This is a genomic window from Streptomyces sp. NBC_00289, from assembly GCF_041435115.1.
GTDB lineage: Bacteria > Actinomycetota > Actinomycetes > Streptomycetales > Streptomycetaceae > Streptomyces.
The window spans coordinates 7,017,049-7,038,948 of the sequence record NZ_CP108046.1 but is presented as its reverse complement, the minus strand read 5'-3'; the positions used below and the strand labels follow the sequence as shown (position 1 = coordinate 7,038,948).

The window sequence follows — 21,900 nt, the reverse complement described above, 5'->3', positions numbered from 1 at the left end:
CCGGGTGCGGCTACTCGCGTCCGGCGGAGGTGAACGTCATGTCCGCGTAGCGGTCGCCCGCCACCTTGGCCGCTATCGGCTCCAGCAGCGACAGTTCGTCCTCCGTCAGCACGATGCGGGTGGCCGCCGCGTTCTCCTCCACCCGGCCCGGCTTGCGGGTACCCGGGATCGGGATCACCGGCAGGCCGTGCACCGACGCCTGCTGCTGGACCCACGCCAGGGCTATCTGGCCCGCCGAGGCGCCGTGGGCTTCGGCGATGGTGCGGACCGGGTCCAGCAGGGCGGCGTTGGCGGCCGCGTTGTCCCCGGTGAAGCGGGGCTGCTGGCGGCGGAAGTCGTCCGCGCTCAGATCCTGGTCGGCGTCGGTGAAGGAGCCCGTCAGGAACCCGCGCCCGAGCGGCGAGTACGGCACGAGGCTCACGCCCAGCTCGCGGGCCGCCGGGACGACGTACGCCTCGATGTCCCGGCTGAACAGCGACCACTCCGACTGCACGGCGGCGATCGGGTGCACGGCCTGGGCGGCCCGCAGTTCGTCGGCGGTGACCTCGCTCAGCCCGAGGTGCTTGACCTTCCCTTCGCGCACCAGCTCGGCCATCACGCCGACGGACTCCTCGATCGGCACGTTCACATCGCGGCGATGCATGTAGTAGAGGTCGATGACGTCGACGTCCAGGCGCCGCAGGCTCGCCTCGACGGCCTCACGGATGTACGGCGGATCGTTGCGGATGACCCGCCGGGTCGGCTCGCCGGGCGGGATCGACAGGGCGAACTTCGTGGCGATGACGACCTCGTCGCGGTGCGCCTTGAAGAACGGGGACAGGAACCGCTCGTTCTCCCCCGCGCCGTACGCGTCCGCCGTGTCGTACAGGGTCACGCCGAGTTCCAGCGCCCGCTCCAGGGTGGCGCGCGACTGGCCCGCGTCCGAGGGGCCGTACGCGAAGCTCATGCCCATGCAGCCGAGACCCTGCACACCGACCTCGGGTCCGCCCGCGGTCAGCGGCGTGGTGGGGATCGTGCCGTCCGTCATCCGACTTTCTCCTTCTCGTAGGCGCGCCCCGCGTCCGCGTAGAAGCTGATCTTCCGGTCGAGTACCGCGAGGGTGTCCTGCAGTTCGGCGATCCGGGCCAGCACGTCGCGGCGGGTCTCTTCGAGCAGCTCGAAGCGCTCGGTGAACGTCTGGTCGCCCGCGCGCACCAGCTCCGCGTACCGCACCATGTCGGCGACCGGCATGCCGGTGAGCCGCAGCTTGCCGACGAGGTCGAGCCAGTCGAGGTCGCGGTTGCTGTAGCGGCGCTGGCCGGTGTGCGAGCGGTCGATGTGCGGCATCAGGCCGATGCGCTCGTACCAGCGCAGGGTGTGGGCCGTCAGGCCGGTGAAGGCGACGACCTCGCTGATCGTGTAGCTGTCCTGGCCCGCCGGGCGCCGGTGGGGGTGCGGCGGAGCCGCGCAGCTGTCGGTCCTGGTACCCGTGGTCTCCATCACCGTCATGGCCTCCACGCTAGAGGCTTGGAGCGCACTCGAAGCAAGCGGGACGGGTAAGAAATCCGCAGGACGCGCCACCGGCCCGGTGATTACCGTGCGGTGCATGAGTCTCGTACGCCGTGCCACCCCCGAGGACGCCGTGGAAGTGCTGCGCCTGCGCCAGGTGATGATCGATTCGATGGCGGGCTCGGAGCCCGGCACCGCATGGCACGCGCAGGCACTTCCGAGCCTGTGCCAACGGCTGGAGGACGACGAGGACTTCGCGGCCTTCGTCGTCGACCACCCGGACCGGCCGGAGGCACTCGCGGCCCTGGCGGTCGGCACCGTCGACTACCGCATCGGGAAGGCGGCCAACCCGCGCGGGCGGGCCGGGTATGTCTTCAGTGTCGCCACCGACCCGGACGCGCGACGCCGGGGCTACGCGCGCGCGTGCATGGAGGAGCTCCTGACCTGGTTCCGCGCGCAGGGGGCGGGCCAGGTCCTCCTCACCGCGTCCGCCGAGGCGGAGCCCCTCTACGCCTCTCTCGGCTTCGTCCGCAAGCCGGACCCCGCGATGGGGCTGACGCTGTGAACGCCTAGGCTCGGCGGCATGTCCTTGCAAAGCCTCGCGTTGATCGAGAACTGGCCGGTTCCCACCGCTGCGGCGGGGGTCGTACGGGCGGACGGCACGGTCCTGGGGACCCACGGGCCGGCCGGGCAGCGCTTCCGGCTGGCCTCGGTCACCAAGCCGCTCGCGGCGTACGCGGCGCTGGTCGCCTACGAGGAGGGCGCCATCGAGCTCGACGAGCCGGCCGGGCCGCCCGGGTCGACCGTGCGCCATCTCCTCGCGCACACCTCGGGCCTCGCCTTCGACGAGCACCGGGTGACGGCGCCGCCCGGTGAGCGGCGGCTGTACTCGAACGCGGGGTTCGAGCAGCTCGGGGACCACATCACGAAGGCGACCGAGATCCCGTTCGCCGAGTATCTGCGGCAGGCGGTGCTGGAGCCGCTGGAGATGACGTCGACCTCGCTGGAGGGCTCGCCGGCGAAGGACGGGTGGTCCACGGTCGAGGACCTGCTGCGGTTCGCGGCGGAGGTGCAGGCGCCCCGGCTGCTCGACCCCCGTACCGCCGCGGCGGCGATGACGGTCCAGTACCCCGGGACGAAGGGCGTGCTGCCCGGCTACGGCCACCAGAACCCCAACGACTGGGGCCTCGGCTTCGAGATCCGCGCCGCCAAGTCCCCGCACTGGACGGGCAGTACGTCCTCCCCGCGCACCTTCGGCCACTTCGGCCAGTCCGGTACGTTCCTGTGGATCGACCCGGCCGCGCGGGCGGCCTGCGTGGCCCTCACGGACCGCGCCTTCGGACCCTGGGCGGCCGAGGCCTGGCCGGCCTTCACGGACGCGGTGCTCGCCGAGCTCCAGAGCCCCGCTCCGCTCTAGGACATCTCCCACACGAGCAGCTCGGCCGGGGTCACCGCCACCGCGGCCACGTCCTCGGCGTCCGTGATCCGGGCCGCGTCGCCCGCCGCCAACTCCTCGTCGTCGAGCCGCACTTCACCGCGTACGACGTGGACGTAGACATGCGGCCCGTCCGGCACCGCCGTCCGCTCCCCCGCCGCCAGCCGCCGCACGTGCAGCAGCGCGCCCGCCTCCGGGACGGCGTACGGCGTGGAGTCGGCGATGCCGCGGACGGTCTCGTACGACGGGTCGCCGCCCGGGGTGCGGGGCGTCAGCCACATCTGGACGAAGACCAGCGGGGCCGGGCCGTCGTTGCGCTCCACGTGCCGCACACCCCCCGCGGAGCTCAGGCGCTGCACGTCGCCGGGACGCACCACGCTCTGCCTGCCGGTCGAGTCACGGTGGGTCAGCTCGCCCTCGACCACCCAGGTCACGATCTCGGTGTGGCTGTGCGGATGCTCGTCGAAGCCGGCGCCGGGGGCGAGTCGCTCCTCGTTGCAGGCCAGCACGGCGCCGAAGCGGAGGTTGTCGGGGTCGTAGTGCGGGCCGAAGGAGAAGGCGTGCCAGGACTCGATTCCGGCCTCGGCGGCACCGCCTCGGTAGCGCTCCGCAGCGCGCCGTACGTCCATCACGCCACCACCGTAGCCCCGCCGGGCAACCGAACCACGCAGCCCCGCACACACAGCAAGGGCCCACCAAGCCCCACTGCCCCCACGCGCCGCCCGCGAGGGAGCCGCAGGGGACCCGCCGGTGCCGAGACGGCGAGGCGCGGAGGCGCGAAGGCGCGCAGACGCGAACCAGCCGGCCCACGCGTCCCCGCACAGACAGCAAGGGCCCACCAAGCCCCACTGTCCCACGCGCCGGCCGCGAGGGAGCCGCAGGGGGCGCGCCGGTGCCGAGACGGCCACGCGCGGAGGCCCGCAGGCGCGAAGGCGCGAACCAGCCGGACCACGCGTCCCCGAGCAGACAGCAAGGGCCCACCAACTTCCACTGTCCCCACGCGCCGGCCGCGAGGGAGCCGCAGGGGGCGCGCCGGTGTCGAGACGGCGAACGCGCGGAGGCGCGAAGCGCTGAGCACGATCGACGGCTCGACACCGGCTGGAGCGCCCCCGAAGGCGACCGAGCCATCAAGCACAGCCCCGGCAACGCACACTCGCGTCCGGATAAGGCAGTCTTGTCCCGTGCCCGAACCCGAAGCCCACCCTCCCGAAGCCACAGCGCCTCCGGTCCATCCGCACCCCGCGACGCTGAAGCGGCTGGAGAGGTCGTCCGGAAGTCTCGCCGCGCAGGCCATCGCGCGCATGGACGAAACGCTGTCGTGGTACCGGGCGATGCCCCCGGAGAACCGTTCCTGGATCGGGCTGGTCGCCCAGGCGGGCATCGCCGCCTTCACCGAGTGGTTCCGGTATCCGGACGCCCCGCAGGCCATCTCGACCGATGTCTTCGGTACGGCTCCGCGCGAGCTGACGCGGGCCATCACGCTGCGGCAGACCGTGGAGATGGTGCGCACCACCATCGAGGTCATGGAGTCCGCGATCGACGAGGTGGCGGCGCCGGGCGACGAGTCCGTGCTGCGCGAGGCCCTGCTCGTGTACGCCCGGGAGATCGCCTTCGCCACCGCCCAGGTGTACGCCCAGGCCGCCGAGGCGCGTGGCGCGTGGGACGCCCGCCTGGAGTCGCTGGTCGTGAACGCGGTGCTCAGCGGTGAGGCCGACGAAGGCGCCGTCAGCCGGGCCGCGGCCCTCGGCTGGAACTCCCCCGAGCACGTGTGCGTGGTGTTGGGCACCGCCCCCGAGGGTGACTCGGAGCTGACGGTCGAGGCCATCCGGCGGGCCGCCCGGCACGCCAAGCTCCAGGTCCTCACCGGTGTGCTCGGGGACCGGCTCGTGGTCATCGCGGGCGGCAGCGACAATCCGCTCGCCGTGGCCAAGTCGCTCATCGGCCCGTTCGCGGCGGGGTCCGTGGTGGCGGGTCCGGTGGTGCCCGATCTGCTCGCCGCGACCCGGTCCGCGCAGGCCGCGGCGGCCGGGCTCAAGGCGGGAACCGCCTGGCAGGACGCACCGCGGCCGGTGCTGGCGGACGATCTGCTGCCGGAGCGGGCGATGGCCGGGGACCCCTCGGCCCGCGAACAGTTGGTGGAGGAGATCTACAGACCGCTGGAGGAGGCCGGGTCGGCGTTGCTGGAGACGCTCGCCGTCTATCTGGAACAGGCGAGCAGTCTGGAGGGTGCCGCCCGGATGCTCTTCGTCCACCCGAACACCGTGCGCTACCGGCTTCGACGTGTGACTGACGTCACCGGCTGGTCACCCTCGGACGTACGTTCGGCGTTCACGCTGCGCATCGCGCTGATCCTGGGGCGTCTGGCCGACGGGGATCTCCAGCTCTAGGCTTTTGTCGGGGGCCCACAAAACCCCCTCCTGTTCTTCGTCCCTGTCCCCACGGGCGGCCGTGCCCGTCGACAAGAGAGAGTGTGAGAGTGCTCGTACTCGTCGCTCCCGGCCAGGGCGCTCAGACGCCCGGCTTCCTGACTCCCTGGCTCGAACTGCCCGGTGCCGCCGACCGCGTCGCCGCGTGGTCGGACGCCATCGGACTCGACCTCGTCCACTACGGCACGCAGGCCGACGCGGACGCGATCCGCGACACCGCGGTGGCTCAGCCGCTGCTCGTGGCCGCCGGACTGCTGTCTGCCGCGGCACTCGGCGACGTGGTTCCCGGCGCCGTCGCGGGCCACAGCGTCGGCGAGATCACCGCGGCCACCTTCGCGGGCGTGCTCGACGACACCGCCGCGCTGACCCTCGTACGCAAGCGGGGTCTGGCCATGGCCGAGGCCGCCGCGGTCACCGCGACCGGCATGTCGGCGCTGCTCGGCGGTGACCCCGAGGTCAGTGTCGCGCACCTGGAGAAGCTGGGCCTGACCCCGGCGAACGTGAACGGCGCCGGCCAGATCGTGGCCGCCGGCACCCTGGAGCAGCTCGCCGCGCTGGAGGCGGACCCGCCCGAGGGTGTCCGCCGGGTCGTCGCGCTGAAGGTGGCCGGTGCCTTCCACACGCACCACATGGCTCCGGCGGTCGAGGCGCTGGCGAAGGCCGCCGAGGCTCTGGCGCCCGCCGACCCGAAGGTCGCCTACGTCTCGAACAAGGACGGCAGGACCGTCGCCACCGGCGCCGAGGTGCTGGAGCGGCTGGTCGGTCAGGTCGCCAACCCGGTCCGCTGGGACCTGTGCATGGAGACCTTCCAGGAGCTCGGCGCCACCGCGCTCCTCGAGGTGTGCCCCGGCGGCACGCTCACCGGTCTGGCCAAGCGTGCGCTGCCCGGCGTCAAGACGCTCGCGCTGAAGACCCCCGACGACCTCGACGCGGCCCGCGAACTGATCGCCGCCGCCGCCGACTCCGCCGCTGACGCAGCGGGCGCCTGACCCCCTAAGGAGCCGACCGATCATGTCGAAGATCAAGCCGAGCAAGGGCGCACCGTACGCGCGCATCCTCGGCGTGGGCGGCTACCGTCCGATTCGGGTCGTGCCCAACGAGGTGATCCTCGAGACGATCGACTCGTCCGACGAGTGGATCCGCTCGCGCTCGGGGATCCAGACCCGGCACTGGGCCTCCGACGAGGAGACCGTCGCCGCGATGTCGATCGAGGCGTCCGGCAAGGCGATCGCCGACGCCGGGATCACCGCCGAGCAGATCGGCGGCGTGATCGTCTCGACCGTCTCGCACTTCAAGCAGACGCCGGCCGTGGCGACCGAGATCGCCGACAAGCTCGGCACGAACAAGGCAGCCGCCTTCGACATCTCGGCCGGCTGCGCGGGCTTCGGCTACGGCCTCACCCTCGCCAAGGGCATGGTCGTCGAGGGCTCGGCGGAGTTCGTCCTGGTGATCGGCGTGGAGCGGCTCTCCGATCTGACCGACCTGGAGGACCGCGCCACGGCCTTCCTGTTCGGCGACGGCGCCGGCGCGGTGGTCGTGGGCCCCGCCCAGGAGCCCGCGATCGGCCCGACGGTCTGGGGTTCGGAGGGCGACAAGTCCGACACCATCAAGCAGACCGTGCCGTGGACGGAGTACGACAGCTCCGGCAAGTTCCCCGCGATCACCCAGGAGGGCCAGGCGGTCTTCCGCTGGGCCGTGTTCGAGATGGCGAAGGTCGCCCAGCAGGCGCTGGACGCGGCCGGAATCACCTCGGACGACCTGGATGTCTTCATTCCCCACCAGGCCAACGAGCGGATCATCGACTCGATGGTGAAGACTCTCAAACTGCCGGAACACGTCACGGTCGCCCGTGACGTGCGCACCACCGGCAACACCTCGGCCGCCTCGATTCCGCTCGCGATGGAGCGGCTTCTGGCGACCGGTGAGGCGAAGAGCGGCGACACCGCGCTCGTCATCGGATTCGGGGCGGGTCTCGTGTACGCCGCCACGGTCGTTACCCTCCCCTAGGCACTCCGTGCCGGATCATGCGATCCGGTGCGGGACACGCACCACCCACCGCTCGTACGCGGTGGGAGCCACACCCTCTGGAAACACCAACGAAGGAGCGCCTGACATGGCCGCCACTCAGGAAGAGATCGTCGCCGGTCTCGCCGACATCGTGAACGAGATCGCCGGCATCCCGGTTGAGGACGTCCAGCTGGACAAGTCCTTCACCGACGACCTGGACGTCGACTCGCTGTCCATGGTCGAGGTCGTCGTCGCCGCCGAGGAGCGCTTCGACGTCAAGATCCCCGACGAGGACGTCAAGAACCTCAAGACGGTCGGCGACGCGACGAGCTACATCCTCAAGAACCAGGCCTGATCCCCGGATCGGTCCGTATGCCCCGCCACCCGGCGGTGGCGCCGTAGTCCCCGCTTACGCGGGGGTTGTCCCCCTCGTATCCGATGGAGAATGAATTCCCGTGAGCCCGACCAATCGCACCGTGGTCGTCACCGGTATCGGCGCAACCACACCGCTGGGTGGCGACGCAGCCTCGACCTGGGAAGGCCTGATCGCCGGCCGGTCCGGCGTGAAGCCCCTGGAGCAGGAGTGGGCGGCCGAGCAGGCCGTCCGTATCGCGGCCCCGGTGGCCGTGGAGCCGACCGAGGTCATCCCGCGGCCGCAGGCCCGTCGCCTGGACCGCTCGGCGCAGTTCGCGCTGATCGCCGCCAAGGAGGCGTGGGCCGACGCCGGCTTCACCGCCAGGGCCGGCGAGGACGCGTCCGTCGACCCCGACCGGCTCGGTGCCGTCATCGCCTCCGGCATCGGCGGCGTGACGACCCTGCTCGACCAGTACGACGTGCTCAAGGAGAAGGGCGTCCGCCGCGTCTCCCCGCACACCGTCCCCATGCTGATGCCGAACGGCCCCTCCGCCAACGTGGGTCTGGCCGTGGGCGCCCGTGCGGGCGTGCACACGCCGGTCTCCGCCTGCGCGTCGGGCGCCGAGGCCATCGGCTACGCGATCGAGATGATCCGTACCGGCCGCGCCGACGTCGTCGTCGCCGGTGGCACGGAGGCGGCGATCCACCCGCTGCCCATCGCCGCCTTCGGCAACATGATGGCGATGTCCAAGAACAACGACGACCCGCAGGGCGCCTCGCGTCCCTACGACATCGGCCGTGACGGCTTCGTCCTCGGCGAGGGCGCCGGCGTCGTCGTCCTGGAGTCCGCCGAGCACGCCGCCAAGCGCGGTGTCCGGGTGTACGCCGAGGCGGTCGGCCAGGGCATCTCCGCCGACGGCCACGACATCGTGCAGCCGGAGCCCGAGGGCCGCGGCATCTCGCACGCCCTGCAGAACCTGCTCGACAACACCGACCTGAACCCGGCGGAGATCGTGCACGTCAACGCGCACGCCACCTCCACGCCGGCCGGTGACGTGGCCGAGCTGAAGGCGCTGCGGAAGGTGTTCGGCGACGACGCCGACCACTTCGCGGTGTCCGCGACGAAGTCGATGACCGGTCATCTGCTCGGTGGCGCGGGTGGCGTCGAGTCGGTCGCGACCGTCCTCGCCCTGTACAACCGGCTCGCGCCGCCGACCATCAACGTCGAGAACCTCGACCCCGAGGCCGAGGCGAATGCCGACATCGTCCGCGGCGAGGCGCGCAAGCTGCCCGTCGAGGGTCGGATCGCCGCGCTCAACGACTCGTTCGGGTTCGGTGGGCACAACGTGGTGCTGGCGTTCCGCTCGGTCTGAACCGTGCGGTGAACGGCGTGTGGCCCGCCCCCGGTCGGGGGCGGGCCACACGCCGTTCTGTTCGTCTGCCGGACGGTGGGACCGGTCGCGCGGTTTCCCGCGCCCCTTCAGGGCCGTTGCCGCGCGGGGCGTTTCGTCACACCACCTGGTGCAGCCAGCGCACCGGTGCGCCCTCGCCCGCGTAGCGGAAGGGCTCCAGTTCGTCGTCCCAGGGTTTGCCGAGGAGCTTGGCGAGGTCGGACTCGAGGTCCGTCTCGCCGCGCTGGGAGCGGAGCAGGGCGGCCCGCAGGCGGTCCTCGGGGATGAGGATGTCGCCGTGGATGCCGGTGACGGCGTGGAAGATGCCGAGGTCGGGGGTGCAGCTGTAGCGCTCGCCCTCGGCGGTCGGGCAGGGCTCGGCGGTGACCTCGAAGCGCAGCAGGTGCCAGCCGCGCAGCGCGGAGGCGAGTTTGGAGGCGGTGCCGGCCTCGGCCTGCCAGGAGAACTCCGAGCGCCAGGTGCCGGGCGCGGCGGGCTGCCGGATCCAGTCGAGGTTGACGCGTGTGCCGAGCACCCCGGCGACGGCCCACTCGACGTGCGGGCACAGCGCGCGCGGCGCGGAGTGCACGTACAGAACTCCACGTGTCGTCACCGGGACCTCCGGGCAGAGCGGGACATCTTGCGTACTGGCGGACGGCAGTGGCCGGGCAGCCACGTTGATGGCGAGGCTACCGTGCGGCGGCGCAAGGAGTGTGACGTACCGTCGGTCCCGGTGCCGTGAAACGCCCGCCATTCACCCGGCAGGACGCTTGTACGGGTGTGCGTCGTCGCCCGCGGCCCGGCCGGGAACTCCCGCGCGTTGGTATGGAGGGGGAAGAACCACCGAGGACGAGGACCGACCGCCGCGCACGCCGACCGAGGGGATCATCAGGGGATGCGGAAGCCAAGCAACCGCTCACGGGCGCTACTCGCCGTCCTGGCCGCGGCCGTCCTGGGCGTCAGCGGCTGTGACGCGGCCGGCGGCGAGTCCGCCGGGCCCACCGCGGCACGGAAGGCCACACGCGCGCCGAGTCCGCCGGCCTGGGACCGCAGCCCGGCTTCGGTCGCGGCCGTGGGTGACTCCATCACGCGCGGTTTCGACGCCTGCGCGGTCCTCACGGACTGCCCGGAGGTCTCGTGGGCGACCGGCGCCAGCACCGAGGTCGACTCGCTGGCCGTCCGGCTGCTGGGTGCGGCGAAGGCGGCCGAGCGCAGTTGGAACTACGCGGTGACCGGGGCGCGGATGGCGGACCTGCCCGGCCAGATGGCGCAGGCGGCGGCGCATCGGCCGGAGCTGGTCACGGTGATGGCGGGGGCGAACGACGCCTGCCGGGCGAGCATCTCCGCGATGACCTCGGTGGCCGACTTCCGCGCCGAGTTTAAGGACGCGATGAGCACCCTGCGCGAGGAACTGCCCAGGGCTCAGGTGTACGTGGCGAGCGTGCCCAACCTGAAGCGGCTCTGGTCCGAGGGGCGCACCAACCCGCTGGGCAAACAGGTGTGGAAGCTGGGCATCTGCCCGTCGATGCTGGGCGACGCGGACGCCCTGGACTCGGCGGCGACGCTGCGCCGGGACACCGTGCAGAAGCGGGTGGAGGCGTACAACGAGGTGCTGGAGGAGGTCTGCGCGAAGGACGAGCGGTGCCGCTTCGACGGCGGCGCGGTCTACGACTACCGCTTCGGCACCGACCAGTTGAGCCACTGGGACTGGTTCCACCCGAGTGTGAACGGCCAGGCGCGGCTGGCGGAGATCGCGTACCGCGCGGTGACGTCCGGGAAGGCCTGACGCGGGGTTCGCGCAGGTGTGTCCTAGGGTTTCGCACATGAACGAACTCTTCGGCACACTTCCCGACGGCACCCCGGTCCACCGCTGGACCCTGGAACGGGCCGGCGTCCGGGTTCGGGTCCTGTCGTACGGCGGGATCGTGCAGTCGGTCGAGGTCCCGGACCGGGACGGGCGGGCCGGGGACGTGGTGCTGGGGTTCGCAGATCTGGACGGCTACCTCGCGCACTCGGGTCCGTACCTCGGCGCCCTGGTCGGGCGGTACGCGAACCGGATCGCGGGCGGCCGGTTCGCGCTGGACGGGGTGACGTACGAGCTGGCCCGCAACGACGGGCCGAACTCCCTGCACGGCGGCGAGCGTGGCTTCGACAAGCGCGTGTGGGACGTGGCACCGCTCGAACACGGCCTGCGCCTCTCCCGGGTCAGTCCGCACGGCGAGGAGGGGTTCCCGGGGCGGCTGGAGGTCTCGGCGACGTACACGCTCGGCGAGTCCGGTGCGCTGCGGATCGCCTACGAGGCGGTGACGGACGCGCCGACCGTGGTGAACCTGACGAACCACGCCTACTGGAACCTCGCGGGCTCCGGCTCCGGGAACGCGGGCGGTCACCTCCTGCGGCTGGCCGCCTCCCGCTGCACGCCGGTCGACGCGGACCTGATCCCGACGGGCGCCCTGGACGACGTGCCGGGGACCCGCTTCGACTTCCGGCAGGCGCGGAAGACCGGCTCCGGGTACGACCACAACTTCGTGCTGGACAAGGGCGTGACGGACACTCCCGTCGAGGTCGCCGAGTTGCACGACCCGGTGTCCGGGCGGGTCCTGACGGTGGCCACCACCGAGCCCGGGCTCCAGCTGTACACGGCGGACCACCTGGACGGTCCGTTCGCTCCCGGGGACGGCGTGGCGCTGGAGACCCAGCACTTCCCCGACTCCCCCAACCGGCCGGAGTTCCCGAGCACGGTGCTGCGGCCGGGCGAGGCGTTCCGCTCGGAGACGGTGTACGGCTTCTCGGCCCGCTGATCCCCGCGGGCCCCGGAACGCACAAGCCCCGGCCCGGGTGTCAGGTCCCGGGCCGGGGCTGCTCGTGAGGGGTTCTGCCCCGGATCAGACGTTAGTAGTCGCCGTCACCCGACGGTCCGCGATCGAGCGTCCCACCTGGATCTCGTACGAACCCTTCACAAACGACCACGCGTTGCTCGCCTCGTCCCAGATCTCGAAGGCGCGCCGCGGGAGTTCCACGGTGACCTCGACGCGCTCGCCGGGGCCGGCCTCGACGGTCGCGAACCCGGCGAGCCGGCGCGCCGGACGCCCGGGGTCGCGGTCGACCGGCGCGAGGTAGACCTGTACGACCTCGCGGCCCGCGCGGGCGCCGTCGTTGCGCAGGCGGACCCGGACGCTCGTGCCCCGGGTCTCGACCGCCTCGTACGTCCAGTCGGTGTAGCCGAGACCGTGACCGAAGGGGTACGAGGGAGCGCGGCCCTCCTTCTCCCAGGCGCTGTAACCGATGAACACACCCTCGTCGTAGCGAAGTTCACCGTTCTCGGGGACCACCCGGGTGACCGGGGCGGCGGCCAGGGAGCCCCAGGTGGTGGGCAGGCGGCCACCGGGCTCGTGCGCTCCCGTCAGCACGTCCGCCAGGGCGGCGCCGCCCTCCTGGCCGGGGAACCAGCTGAGCAGGACGGCGGCGACGTCCGCACGCCACGGCAGTTCCACCGGGGAGCCGGAGTTGACGACCACCACGGTGTTGGGGTTGGCGGCGGCGACGGCGCGGACCAGGTCGTCCTGGCGGCCGGGCAGCGTGAGGTCGGTGCGGTCGAAGCCCTCGGACTCGACCCGGTCGGTGGTGGCGACCACGACGACGGCCGTGTCCGCGTCGCGTGCCGCCGCCACGGCCTCGGCGATCAGCTCGTCGGGGTCGCGCTGCGGCTCCTGGTGGGCGAGGGAGAAGGTGACGACCTTGATCGACAGGTCGTCGGGCAGATCGACGACGTGGGTGAGGGAGACGTCGACCGGCTGGCCCGCGGTCAGTGCGGCCCGGGCGCGGGGCTCCGGGGCGCCGAAGAAGGTCACGAAGGGGTCGTCCTTCGCGGGGCGCTGGACGTCGTCGAAGTACGTGGTGCCGTCGACGGTGAGGGTGAAGGCGCCGATGCCCTTGATGCCGAAGGTGTGCGGGCCGGTGGTGCGCGGGGTGAAGGTGCCGGTCAGTTCGACGGTGTGCAGGGCCTCGTGGGTGACGCCCGCGGGAAGGTCCGAGCCCATCCACTGGAGGTGGCCGTTCGGCGCGGAGCCGGTGCCGATGACGTTCCCTTCGGCGTCGCGGCAGACGGCGCGCAGGACGAACCCCTTGTCGGCGACGGCGAGTTCGGTGGTGGGGTCGGCGCCGAGGGCGTAGCTGAGGGTGCCCTCGGGGAGGGCGGCGGTGAGGCCGTCGAGCGGGGAGACGGTCCGGGCGGGGAAGACGGTGGCGGAGCCGCCGCCGAGGACGCGGGCGTCGCGGGCGGCGGCGCCGATGAGGGCGACCTTCCCGGGTTTCAGCGGGAGGGCGTCACGCTCGTTGCGGACGAGGACGAAGGCGCGGCGGGCGATCTCGCGGGCCAGGGCCACCCCGTCGACGGAGTCGGGGAGTTCGGTGACGGCCGGTTCGGCGCCCTCGAGGATGCCGACCCGGGCCGCGAGCCGCAGCACGTTGCGGACGGCCTCGTCGACCGTGGCCTCCTCGACCTCGCCGTCCCGGACGGCCCGGGCGAGGGCCTCACCGTAGACGGTCCGCGGGCCGGGCATCGCCACGTCCAGGCCGCCCTCGACGGCGCCGGCCGTCGAGCGGGCGGCCATCCAGTCGGAGACGTTGAAGCCGTCGAAGCCCCATTCGCCGCGCAGCACCTCGTTCACGAGGCGGCGGTGCTCGGTCATGGTCGTGCCGTTGACGGTGTTGTACGCGGTCATGACGCCCCAGGGGCGGGCGTGTTCGACGATGAGCTCGAAGGGGGCCAGGTACAGCTCGCGCAGGGCGCGTTCGCCCACCAGGTTGTTCACCGTGAAGCGGTCCGTCTCGGCGTCGTTGGCGACGAAGTGCTTGACCGTGGTGCCGACCCCGCCCTCCTGCACACCGCTCACGTATCCGGAGCCGATCCGGCCGGTCAGGTAGGGGTCCTCGCTGTACGCCTCGAAGTGCCGGCCGCCGAGCGGGGATCGGTGCAGGTTGACCGTGGGCGCGAGCAGCACGTGGACGCCCTTGCGGCGGGCCTCCTGGGCGAGGAGCACACCGGCGCGGCGGGCCAGGGCGGGGTCCCAGGTGGCGGCGAGCGCGGTCGGGGAGGGCAGCGCCACGGACGGGTCGTCGGCGGTCCAGCGCACTCCCCGGACACCGATCGGGCCGTCGGACATGACCAGGGAGTCCAGGCCGATCTCCGGCAGGGCGGGCAGGGACCACATGTCCTGGCCGGACAGCAGCCGCGACTTGGCGTCGAGGTCCAGCTTGCCGAGGGCCGCCGCGACGACCGCCTCGCGGGCCTCGTCGGCCGGTGTGGAGCGGGGTCCCAGGGTTTCCGCCATCGCGGCGCCTCCTCGTCGAAGTCCGTTCGGTCCCCCACATCGTGCACCCGTTACCTGTAGAGCGGTAGGTTTTGTTACTTCCCCGTTATTTTCGGTGCGTGGGGATGCCGTACGGTGACGGCATGAACGCCAGGGTCAGGAGTGAGGAGCGGCGCGCGGAGATCGTCCGGGCCGCCCTGGAGGTGATCGCCGAGCGCGGTTACCGGGGCGCGAGCCTCGCCTCGGTCGCGGAACGGGTCGGCCTCACCCAGCAGGGGCTGCTGCACCACTTCCCCACCAAGGACGCGCTGCTCGTCGCCGTACTCGAGGAGCGGGACCAGTGGGACGCCCTGCCGGACACACAGTGGCGGGTCGACCTGCTCGCCTCACTGGTCGAGTACAACGCGATGCGCCCCGGGATCATCCAGACCTTCTCCGCGCTGCTCGGCGAGAGCGTCACCGAGGGGCATCCGGCGCGGGAGTACTTCACCGAGCGCTACACGCGGGTGCGCGTGAGCATGGCGACGGCCCTGCGCGCCGAGTACGGCGACACGCTGCCGAACGGCCTCACCCCGGAACGCACGGCCCCGCTCCTGATCGCGGTGATGGACGGCCTGCAGTACCAGTGGCTGCTGGACCCGGAGTCGGTGGACATGCCCGGCGCGTTCCGCGACTTCCTCACGCTGCTGGGCGAGCGCTGAACCACGGCGCCGAACGCGCCACGTGCGGCCGCCCGCACGGTTTCCCCCACGTCACACGGCATGGCGTGGACCACTTCCGTCGCGCGATACTGCGGCCGTCCGCAGCACGCTCCCCACAGCGACGGAAGGACCAGAACCCTTGCACTCCATACGACTTCGGATCGGCGTACTCGGGCTGACCCTGTTGGCGGGACTGGCCACCCCCACCACGACGGCGTCCGCCGAGACCGCACCCTCCGCCACCGTCGAGGAGCAGAGGCTCGACCGGGCCGCGCCCCAGGAGATCCTCCGGCGCTCCGGATTCGACACCGTGGCGGCCGGTTTCGCGCGCTCGCTCGGCTCGGCCGGCTCCTACGCCCGCGCCCGTCACCTCGTCGCCCACGAGGGATCGGCGCTCTGGCGACGGGCGGTGGACCGGGCACAGGGGCGGGGACCGGCGGGCGGGGATCTCAGCCGGGACGACGACCGGCCGCTGTACTGGGCGCGACTCGGAATGACCCGGGAAGTGCGCGCCTGGCAGCCGGAGTTCGGGCTCAGCGCCGCGCAACGGGCCGCGCTGCTCGGTGAACTGGAGCGGACCTCGCGCGGGCAGACCGCCATCCGGTATCCGCACGGCAAGGGCGTGAAGCGGATCCTGGTGACCGGCTTCGACCCGTTCACGCTGGACCGGGACGTGCGGATCTCCAATCCGTCCGGGGCCACCGCGCTCGCCCTCGACGGCACGGTGATCCGGACGGCCGAGGGTCCGGCCCGGATCGAGACGGCCGTCTTCCCGGTGCGCTGGCAGGACTTCGCGGAAGGGACGGTGGAGCGGACGCTGCGGCCGTATCTGCCGAAGGTGGACCTGTTCACGACCGTGAGCCAGGGGCGGGTCGGCCGGTTCGACGTCGAGCGGACCAACGGGGCCTGGCGGGGCGGCTTCGCGGACAACGAGAACATCGGGCGGACCGAGACCGTTCCGGTCACCGACCCGGCCTCGCAGCCGCAGTGGACGACGACGACCCTCCCGTACAAGGCGATCGTGGCGGCGGACACCGGCCGCTTCCCCGTGTACGACAACACGAGCGTGACCGAGATCCCGGCGGGCGGCACCACCCCCGTCGTACGGGCGGACGGGCCCACGGCGGGGTCCACCGCCCGGGCGGGCGGCGGCGGGGACTACCTGTCCAACGAGATCGCCTACCGGGCGACGCTGCTACGGGACCGGCTGGGCCTGCACGAGGTGCTGCCGGGCGGCCATGTGCACACGCCCGTGCTGCAGTTCGGGACCGGCAACACCGATCCGGCGACCGGGACGGTGACCGACCCGGAGTTCGTGCGGAACCGGCTGGACATCATCGCCCAGGTCCGTTCGATCCTGACGGTGGCGGCGAGCCGGCCGGCCGCTGGATGAACCCCTCGCCCCGCGGGCCGGCGGAGTCACCGTGCTTCCCGGTGTCGGTGGCGTCACCGTCCCCGGTCTCCTCGCCCAGCAGGTCGCGGGCCATGAGGGTGGCGCCCGCGACCGCGCCCGGCATCAGGAACACCGCGACGAACGGCACCAGGAAGGACAGGGCGAGCGGGGTGCCGAAACCCCACACCAGGGTCTTGCGGGAGCGGAGCAGGGTCAGGCGCTCGCGCAGGTCGACGCCCCGGCGCTGGAGGGCGACGGCGGTCAGTTCCTCGGTGAGGAAGAACCCGGTGACGAAGAACCCGATCACCGGGACGACCGTCTGGCCGACGAAGGGGACGAAGCCGAGCACGAACAGCAGCACGGCCCACAGCAGGGCCCGCACGACGATACGGAGGCTGTCGCGGGCCGAGATCCACAGCTCGCGCCACAGGGGGAGGCCGGACTCGGGCGCGGTGCCGTCCGGGGACACGTCACGGTCGACCTTCTCGGAGAGGCTCTCGTAGAAGGGCTGGCCGATCAGCAGCGTCACCGCGGTGAAGGTGAGGACGGACAGGAGGAGGGCGAGGGCGAACAGGACCGCGGTGAGGAAGCCGCGGAAGAGTCCCTGCCAGGGGCTCGACCAGTCGTCGGCGAAGGGTGTCGCCCAGCCCACGAAGTCCTCGCCCCACAGCGCCAGCGCGACCAGCGCCGCCACGTAGAGAACCAGGGTGATCAGTCCCGGGAGCAGCCCGAACCCGTACTGCCTGCCGTGCCTGGCCACCCACCGCTGGCCCTGTAGTAGGTAGTTGAAGCCCGCCCCGAGATCACGCATGGGGAAACTCTATCGGGGGCCATCCAGGTGCTGCCGGGCGGCGGTGCGGGGTGGCGCCGGCGCCCCGGCCCGCAGCCGCTCGGAACGGTGTCACGGGATCGCGTCCATGGGCTCGCGTCGCGTCGGACTCGTCGCGTCGGTCCGCGCCCGCTCCCCCGCGTGCCCCGTCCGGACTGTTCGGGTTGCGCCATCCGAGGTATCCGTGACACGAACTCCTCCCCCTTGCTGTTGAGTCGAACCGGTACACCTCGCCGTACCGATCGAAGGAAGGCGAAAGGGGAGTTCAACCAGCTCGGACGGGCATGGTTCACAGGGCACACGCACGAGGCGGTTCAGGTGAGGAGAACGGATGACGCAGGAGATCCACGGCAGCGTCGCGGACGGCTTCGAGGCGGTGCGCGAGGAGTTCGCCGCGCTGGTGGCATCGGAACGCCCCGACTACGAGGGACAGTTGTGCGCGTACGTACACGGACGCAGGGTCGTCGACCTGTGGGCGGGTGACGGCGCCGACGCCCAGTCCCTGTACGGCGTGTTCTCGTCGACCAAGGGCGCCGCCCACCTCGTGGTCGCCCTTCTCATGCAGGACGGCACGCTGGAGCCGGACCGCAAGGTGACCTACTACTGGCCCGAGTTCGCGGCCGAGGGCAAGGGCACGCTGACCCTGCGCGACCTGGTCGCCCACCGCGCGGGCCTGGTCGGCCTCGACAGCGGGTTCACGGCGCAGGAGCTGACCGACGACCGGGTCGTCGCCGAACGGCTCGCGGACCAGCGCCCGTTCTGGCGCCCGGGCACCGCCTTCGGCTACCACGCCCTCGTCATCGGCGCGTTGACCGGAGAGGTGGTACGGCGGGCGACCGGGCACACGCTCCAGGAGGTGTACGAGGAGCGGGTGCGCGCCCCGTACGGGCTGGACTTCTTCCTGGGGTTGCCGGCCGCGCTGGAGCCCCGTTTCCGCAGCGTGCAGCCGATGGCCCCGACGGCGACCCAGCAGGCCCTGCTCGACCTGGCGCCGACCGGGCCGCACACGCTGGCCTCCATCGCGTTCAACCAGCACGTGCCGGACCCGGTCGACATCGCGGACTACGCCAACTCCCGTGCCGTACGCGCCAAGGGCCCGGCGTCGGCGGGCGGGGTGGCCGCCGCCCGCGGGCTCGCCGGGATGTACGCGGCGGCGATCAGCGAGGTGGACGGACGGCCGCCGCTGCTGAAGCCGGACACCGTCGCCGAGGTCGGGCAGATCCACTCGGTCGGCTACGACCTGGTGGCCCGGGCGCACAAGTCGTACGGGCTGGGCTTCCAGGCGACCGCGGACACCTGGCACCCGTTCCTGGGCGCGGGGTCCTTCGGGCACAGCGGCGCGGGCGGTTCGCAGGCGTTCGCCGATCCGCGCAGCGGGCTCGCGTACGGGTACACGCGGCGCCGTATGGCCTTCCCCGGCGGAGCGGCGCCCGAGAACGAGCGGCTGGTGTCCGCCGTCCACAAGGCGGCCCTGGCGGCCTGACCGACCCGCACGCCGCGATCGCCGGAGGCCGCGCCCCAGCTCGGGGGCGCGGCCTCCGGCGTTCGCGGAGACGCCGTCGGACGACGAGGATCAGTGCACGTCAGAGCTTGACGATCATCTTCCCGGTGTTGTCGCCGCGCAGGACGCCGAGGAACGCCTCCAGGGTGTTGTCGATGCCCTCGACGACGGTCTCGCGGTACTTGAGCTCGCCCGAGCGGACCCAGGCGCCGACCTCCTCGACGAACTGCGGCTGGAGGTCGTAGTGGTCGCCGACGAGCAGGCCCTCGATGCGGCCGCGGGTCTGGATCAGCCGGGCGAGGTTCCTCGGACCCGGGGCGGCCTCGGTGTTGTTGTAGACCGAGATCATGCCGCAGACCGCGATCCGGCCCTTCTCGTTGAGGGAGCCGATGGCGGCCTCGAGGTGGTCGCCGCCGACGTTGTCGAAGTAGACGTCGACGCCGTCCGGGGCGGCCTTGCGCAGCTGCTCGCTCACCGGGCCGTTCTTGTAGTTGAAGGCGGCGTCGAAGCCGTACTCCTCCACCAGCAGCTTGACCTTCTCGTCGGAGCCGGCGGAGCCGATGACCCGCGAGGCGCCCCTGAGCTTGGCGATCTGGCCCACCTGGCTGCCCACCGCGCCGGCCGCGCCGGACACGAAGACGGAGTCGCCCTCCTTGAAGGAGGCGGTGCGCAGAAGGCCGGCGTAGGCGGTGAGGCCGGTCATGCCGAGGACGCCGAGGTACGTCGACAGGGGTGCGGCCTCGGGGTCGACCTTGACGGCCTGCCGGGCGTCGACCGTGGCGTAGGCGCGCCAGCCGCCGAAGTGCAGCACGTGGTCGCCCGGGGCGATGCCCTCGGCCCCGGAGGCGACGACCTCGCCCACCGCGCCACCCTGCATGGCCTTGCCCAGCTCGTAAGGGGCGACGTACGACTTCGCGGCGCTCATCCGGCCGCGCATGTACGGGTCGACGGAGAGGTAGCTGTTCCGTACGAGCACCTCGCCGGGGCCGGGCTGCCGGATCTCCACCTCTACCAGGGAGAAGTCCTCGGGCTTCGGCCAGCCGACCGGGCGGGAGGCGAGGTGCCATTCGCGGCTGTGGGCGGGGAGCGTGGGGGTGTCGGTCATGGGGAGCGCCTTTCCGGGCCGGCCTCGGGAAGCACGGCCAAATACTTCAGTACCTGAAACAACCATGCTCTTGAATATTTCAGGATGTCAAGTAAGCGGGTACCCTGGATCTCATGGCCACACCCCGGCAGACCCGCCGCCCCGACGCCCTGACCATGGAAGTCGTCGAGCTCATCGGTGACGTCGTGGCCCGCTTCTACGAGGACTACGAGGAGGCGGCGGCCGAACACGCGCTCACCGGCGCGCAGGCGCGGCTTCTGAGTCTGCTGTCCCTGGAACCGCTGCCCATGCGGAAACTGGCCAAGAAACTGAAGTGCGAGCCGTCGAACGTCACGGGCATCGTGGACCGGCTGGAGTCCCGCGGCCTGGTGGAACGACGGCCGGACCCCACCGACCGGCGCGTGAAGGTGGCCGCGGCGACGGACGAGGGACGACGGATCGCCCAGGACCTGCGGGAGGGCCTGCGCTTCGCCCGCGAGCCACTGGCGGGCCTGTCGGACGAGGAACGACTGGCCCTGCGGGATCTTCTACGGCGGATGCTGGCGCCCTGAACCCGGGCGCGGCCTCGCACCGGCCGGTGTCACCCGGGTCACGTCGCGGCCGGCGTCATCCGGGGCACGCCTCAGCCGGTGCCATCCGGGTCACGCCTCAGCCGGCGTCACCCGCGGCGGGCCTCAGCTGCACCACCACAGGAACCGCTCGCACGTCTGCGAGGGCGCCGGGGTCGGGGAGGGGTCCGCTGTCGTCGGCTCGGACGTGGGGGGCGGCGTCCCGGCCGGGCTCGTCGGTTCGGGGGCCGGGGCGGACGCGCCCGGGCCCGTACCCGTCGTCGCCGACTGGGAGCCGGTCGCGGTGTCGGTCTCGCTCTTCTCGGACTCCTCGGCCTTCGCCGACTTCGAGGCCGAGGGCGACGCGGACGCGTCCGGAGACGCCGATTCCGACGCCGTGCGCGTGGCGCCGGACCTTTCGGTGAGCGGCTCCGCGGTCTCACCGGCCTCCTTCGACGCACCGCCGTCCGCCGACGCGTCCCCCGCGGCCGCCGGATTCGGCGTCGAGCCCGGCGCGTCGAGGCCCAGCTCCGCCAGGCTCAGCCCGCCGGCCGCCAGCACGAACCCGGCGGCGACCAGCAGGGTCCGGCGTCTACGGCGCCGGTGCGCCGCGGCTTTGCGGTCGCGGCGACTGCCGCCGCCCGCGACGCCTTCGGCGTCCTCGAACTCGTCCTCGCCCTCGTCACCTTCGCCACCGTGGGCGTCCATGGCGTTCCCGGCGACCACGAGGCCCTCGCCCTCCGCGTCGCGCCTTCGGCCGCCGCGTCCGCGCGCCCGGCGAGCGGCCGCCCGACCGCCGACCGCCTCGGCCTCCGCGGCACCGTCATGCCGGTCCGCCCGATCGCCGTACCCGTCCGGACGGCCGTCACCCCGGTCCGCACGGCCGTCGTCCTGGCCCGCGCGATCGCCGTACGCGGCCTCCGTCGGCTCGCCGTGTTCGCTTTCGTACATGCTTGTCCGGTCACCAGGCTCGCCCGCGTATCCGCCACGGTGACCCCCGGCCGCAGCCCCGTACTCGGCTCCTTGGCCCGGCGCCACGGTGCCGTATCCGCCGGACGCACTCCCGTACCCGGCACCCTGACCACCGGATGCGCGGGCGTACCCCGCACCGTCATCACCGTGCCCGTACCCGTGCCCGGCGGCCTCGTACCCGACAGGCGCGGCCCCCTCGGGCCCGTACGCGCCCGCCTGGGCCCCGGTCTCGTGGACACCGCCCCCGTACGCGTCCCCCGTCTCCGCGCCCGGGTACACGGGCGTGTACGTCTGTGCGCGGAGGTGGTCGACGGGTGCGCCGCACCCCGGGCAGGCGAGGGCGCCGTTGAGGTGCCGTCGGCACGGGTTGCAGTAGTCCATGACGCGGGAAGAGTAGATTCCGCACCGGTCACGTTCCTAGGCACGCCTGTGAAAGTT

Annotated in this window: 21 protein-coding genes; 13 read left to right on the top strand and 8 right to left on the bottom strand. The window is 72.4% G+C overall.

Going from position 1 to position 21,900, the window contains the following annotated elements; genetic code table 11:
- Nucleotides 1-10 precede the first annotated feature (10 nt).
- Complete coding sequence (locus tag OG985_RS31885; protein WP_371671799.1) at nucleotides 11-1,027, bottom strand: aldo/keto reductase; 1,017 nt, start codon at nucleotides 1,025-1,027, stop codon at nucleotides 11-13.
- Nucleotides 1,024-1,488 (bottom strand): MerR family transcriptional regulator, encoded by a 465-nt coding sequence (locus OG985_RS31880; RefSeq protein ID WP_371671798.1) that lies wholly within the window; start codon nucleotides 1,486-1,488, stop codon nucleotides 1,024-1,026. Before OG985_RS31880 ends, OG985_RS31885 begins: the two co-directional genes overlap by 4 nt.
- A 97-nt stretch (nucleotides 1,489-1,585) precedes the next feature.
- Between OG985_RS31880 and OG985_RS31875 the strand changes: the two genes are divergently transcribed.
- Nucleotides 1,586-2,053, top strand: coding sequence for a GNAT family N-acetyltransferase (locus OG985_RS31875; protein ID WP_371671797.1), 468 nt, complete (start codon nucleotides 1,586-1,588; stop codon nucleotides 2,051-2,053).
- Nucleotides 2,054-2,071: 18 nt separating this feature from the next.
- A complete protein-coding gene (locus OG985_RS31870) occupies nucleotides 2,072-2,905 on the top strand; it encodes a serine hydrolase domain-containing protein (RefSeq protein WP_371671796.1) in 834 nt (277 codons plus the stop codon).
- Here OG985_RS31870 and OG985_RS31865 read toward each other — a convergent pair.
- Nucleotides 2,902-3,552 (bottom strand): pirin family protein, encoded by a 651-nt coding sequence (locus tag OG985_RS31865; protein ID WP_371674556.1) that lies wholly within the window; start codon nucleotides 3,550-3,552, stop codon nucleotides 2,902-2,904. The two genes, OG985_RS31870 and OG985_RS31865, sit on opposite strands and share 4 nt — an antisense overlap.
- Before the next feature lie 552 nt (nucleotides 3,553-4,104).
- On the opposite strand from OG985_RS31865, the gene fasR reads away from it, so the two are divergent.
- From fasR to OG985_RS31840, 5 genes are all read left to right on the top strand, one after another.
- Nucleotides 4,105-5,310, top strand: coding sequence for a fatty acid biosynthesis transcriptional regulator FasR (gene fasR, locus OG985_RS31860; RefSeq protein WP_371671795.1), 1,206 nt, complete (start codon nucleotides 4,105-4,107; stop codon nucleotides 5,308-5,310).
- An 89-nt stretch (nucleotides 5,311-5,399) separates the two neighbouring features.
- Complete coding sequence (locus tag OG985_RS31855; protein WP_371671794.1) at nucleotides 5,400-6,338, top strand: ACP S-malonyltransferase; 939 nt, start codon at nucleotides 5,400-5,402, stop codon at nucleotides 6,336-6,338.
- 22 nt (nucleotides 6,339-6,360) lie between these two features.
- Nucleotides 6,361-7,356, top strand: coding sequence for a ketoacyl-ACP synthase III (locus OG985_RS31850; protein WP_371671793.1), 996 nt, complete (start codon nucleotides 6,361-6,363; stop codon nucleotides 7,354-7,356).
- Between the two features lie 106 nt (nucleotides 7,357-7,462).
- Entirely contained in the window at nucleotides 7,463-7,711 is a 249-nt protein-coding gene (locus OG985_RS31845) for an acyl carrier protein (RefSeq protein ID WP_164314352.1), read from the top strand.
- Nucleotides 7,712-7,811: 100 nt separating this feature from the next.
- Entirely contained in the window at nucleotides 7,812-9,083 is a 1,272-nt protein-coding gene (locus OG985_RS31840; RefSeq protein WP_371671792.1) for a beta-ketoacyl synthase, read from the top strand.
- 136 nt (nucleotides 9,084-9,219) lie between these two features.
- Here OG985_RS31840 and OG985_RS31835 read toward each other — a convergent pair whose 3' ends face one another.
- The gene (locus OG985_RS31835) at nucleotides 9,220-9,714 is read right to left on the bottom strand and encodes a DUF3145 domain-containing protein (RefSeq protein WP_371671791.1); all 495 of its coding nucleotides are present in this window, start codon (nucleotides 9,712-9,714) and stop codon (nucleotides 9,220-9,222) included.
- A 282-nt stretch (nucleotides 9,715-9,996) separates the two neighbouring features.
- Between OG985_RS31835 and OG985_RS31830 the strand changes: the two genes are divergently transcribed.
- Both OG985_RS31830 and OG985_RS31825 read left to right on the top strand, forming a co-directional pair.
- On the top strand, nucleotides 9,997-10,887 hold the full coding sequence (locus OG985_RS31830) for an SGNH/GDSL hydrolase family protein (protein WP_371671790.1): 891 nt from the start codon (nucleotides 9,997-9,999) through the stop codon (nucleotides 10,885-10,887).
- A 37-nt stretch (nucleotides 10,888-10,924) separates the two neighbouring features.
- Nucleotides 10,925-11,902: an aldose epimerase family protein gene (locus OG985_RS31825; protein WP_371671789.1), complete on the top strand. Its 978-nt coding sequence runs from the start codon at nucleotides 10,925-10,927 to the stop codon at nucleotides 11,900-11,902.
- A gap of 84 nt (nucleotides 11,903-11,986) precedes the next feature.
- Here the strand turns inward: OG985_RS31825 and OG985_RS31820 are convergent, their stop codons facing one another.
- Nucleotides 11,987-14,434, bottom strand: a complete 2,448-nt coding sequence (locus tag OG985_RS31820) for a glycoside hydrolase family 3 C-terminal domain-containing protein (RefSeq protein WP_371671788.1) — start codon at nucleotides 14,432-14,434, stop codon at nucleotides 11,987-11,989.
- Nucleotides 14,435-14,538: 104 nt separating this feature from the next.
- Here OG985_RS31820 and OG985_RS31815 point away from each other — a divergent pair, with 104 nt between their 5' ends.
- Nucleotides 14,539-15,114 (top strand): TetR/AcrR family transcriptional regulator, encoded by a 576-nt coding sequence (locus tag OG985_RS31815; protein WP_371674555.1) that lies wholly within the window; start codon nucleotides 14,539-14,541, stop codon nucleotides 15,112-15,114.
- A gap of 139 nt (nucleotides 15,115-15,253) precedes the next feature.
- Nucleotides 15,254-16,507: a pyroglutamyl peptidase gene (locus tag OG985_RS31810; RefSeq protein ID WP_371671787.1), complete on the top strand. Its 1,254-nt coding sequence runs from the start codon at nucleotides 15,254-15,256 to the stop codon at nucleotides 16,505-16,507.
- Here OG985_RS31810 and OG985_RS31805 read toward each other — a convergent pair.
- The gene (locus OG985_RS31805; RefSeq protein ID WP_371671786.1) at nucleotides 16,449-17,318 is read right to left on the bottom strand and encodes an EI24 domain-containing protein; all 870 of its coding nucleotides are present in this window, start codon (nucleotides 17,316-17,318) and stop codon (nucleotides 16,449-16,451) included. The two genes, OG985_RS31810 and OG985_RS31805, sit on opposite strands and share 59 nt — an antisense overlap.
- A gap of 349 nt (nucleotides 17,319-17,667) precedes the next feature.
- Between OG985_RS31805 and OG985_RS31800 the strand changes: the two genes are divergently transcribed.
- Nucleotides 17,668-18,819, top strand: coding sequence for a serine hydrolase domain-containing protein (locus OG985_RS31800; RefSeq protein WP_371671785.1), 1,152 nt, complete (start codon nucleotides 17,668-17,670; stop codon nucleotides 18,817-18,819).
- 100 nt (nucleotides 18,820-18,919) lie between these two features.
- Here OG985_RS31800 and OG985_RS31795 read toward each other — a convergent pair whose 3' ends face one another.
- Nucleotides 18,920-19,942: an NADP-dependent oxidoreductase gene (locus OG985_RS31795; RefSeq protein ID WP_371671784.1), complete on the bottom strand. Its 1,023-nt coding sequence runs from the start codon at nucleotides 19,940-19,942 to the stop codon at nucleotides 18,920-18,922.
- A 113-nt stretch (nucleotides 19,943-20,055) separates the two neighbouring features.
- Between OG985_RS31795 and OG985_RS31790 the strand changes: the two genes are divergently transcribed.
- Nucleotides 20,056-20,493 (top strand): MarR family winged helix-turn-helix transcriptional regulator, encoded by a 438-nt coding sequence (locus OG985_RS31790; protein WP_371671783.1) that lies wholly within the window; start codon nucleotides 20,056-20,058, stop codon nucleotides 20,491-20,493.
- 123 nt (nucleotides 20,494-20,616) lie between these two features.
- On the opposite strand, the gene OG985_RS31785 is transcribed toward OG985_RS31790, so the two are convergent.
- Complete coding sequence (locus OG985_RS31785) at nucleotides 20,617-21,843, bottom strand: hypothetical protein (protein WP_371671782.1); 1,227 nt, start codon at nucleotides 21,841-21,843, stop codon at nucleotides 20,617-20,619.
- Between the last annotated feature and the right edge of the window lie 57 nt (nucleotides 21,844-21,900).